Genomic DNA, 1,341 nt, shown 5'->3' on the forward strand with positions numbered 1-1,341 from the left:
ACGCTCGAGCGCTACCCGGACGTCGATCTCATGCAGGTCGCCGAAATTATCAAGCGCACCGCCTTTAAGATCACCCGAATGGGTGAGCTTATCGGGCGCGAGTCGGCGGCACTTCTTGGGGTAAAACCCGGCGTGGTCGACCTCTCGCTTGCGCCAACCCCAACGCCCGGCGACTCGGTGGCGAAAATCCTCGAAGCGATGGGGCTTGAAAAATGCGGCGCTCCGGGCACTACGGCGGCGTTGGCGCTGCTCAACGACGCGGTTAAAAAAGGCGGCGCCATGGCCACATCCTCGACCGGCGGGCTCTCGGGCGCGTTTATCCCGGTAAGCGAGGATCTGGGGATGATCGAGGCGGCCGAGGCCGGGGCGCTCTCGATTGAAAAACTCGAGGCCATGACCGCGGTATGCTCGGTGGGCCTTGATATGGTCGTTATCCCGGGGGATACCTCCGTTGAAACCATCGCCGGCATCATAGCCGACGAGATGGCGATTGCGGTCGTCAACCATAAGGCGGCCGGGGTGCGGTTGATTCCGTCTCCGGGTAAAGGCAAGGGAGACCGGGCGTTTTTCGGGGATCTCTTGGGGTTTGCGCCGGTGATGGCGGTGAACCCGTTCTCGTGCGCTAACTTCGTGCGCAGGGGCGGCCGCATACCGGCGCCCTTGACCAGCCTTAATAATTAGGGTCCAGAGGCCGGGGTCCTGAGCGAAGCTCAGCTTGGAGGATCCAAAATAATAGCTGACTTTTTACTACCTATGCTGGCGATATGAGTTTAGGCTATCTTCTCGGCCGCTTCTTCTGCTTCTTGGGCTCTTCTGCTCGCCATATCCATTGCGCTTTGGTATGCCTCTGATGCCCGGCTGCCGATTCTCTGCCTGGTCTCGGAGCCGCTTGCCGGAGCGATTAATATCCCAGCCAGCATGCCGAGGGTAAATCCGGATACCGCAACGAGAGCAAATGTCATAAGATTCCTATTTTTTGCTTCTCCCAATGCTTCACTTAAAAGCTGAGAGGCGCGATCACTCAGTTGCTCGCCGGCCGCCATTGCCGATTGACGCAATGCGCTCATCCGTGCCGCCATCTACGCCGCCTCCTTTCAGTTCATCTCGCTATGCTGTATTTTCCCTAATAAAACCGAAATAAACGATGCCGCAACGTGTGCCAATCCAAGCCGCTCGTAGCTCCTTAAAACTATCCCAAAAAGATGCTCCAAATATCCCAAATATCTCAAAAAATAAGGGCCAGCGGATCGGGATAGGGGGCGGCTTTCGCCGCCGACCCTCCCACACCACCGTACAAGCGGGTCCGCATACGGCGGTTCGTCAGAATGAACGTACTATCGA

Annotated in this window: 2 protein-coding genes; one reads left to right on the top strand and one right to left on the bottom strand. The window is 57.6% G+C overall.

The features are described from left to right. On the top strand, nt 1-681 hold a 681-nt coding region (locus COY37_RS10800), incomplete at its 5' end, for a DUF711 family protein (RefSeq protein ID WP_286977558.1). A gap of 89 nt (nt 682-770) precedes the next feature. Here COY37_RS10800 and COY37_RS10805 read toward each other — a convergent pair. Next, nucleotides 771-1,079 (bottom strand): YtxH domain-containing protein, encoded by a 309-nt coding sequence (locus tag COY37_RS10805; RefSeq protein ID WP_286977559.1) that lies wholly within the window; start codon nt 1,077-1,079, stop codon nt 771-773. Between the last annotated feature and the right edge of the window lie 262 nt (nt 1,080-1,341).

Origin of the sequence: Candidatus Aquicultor secundus, from assembly GCF_002791875.1 — a bacterium.
In the GTDB taxonomy this organism is placed as follows: Bacteria; Actinomycetota; Aquicultoria; order Aquicultorales; family Aquicultoraceae; genus Aquicultor_A; species Aquicultor_A secundus.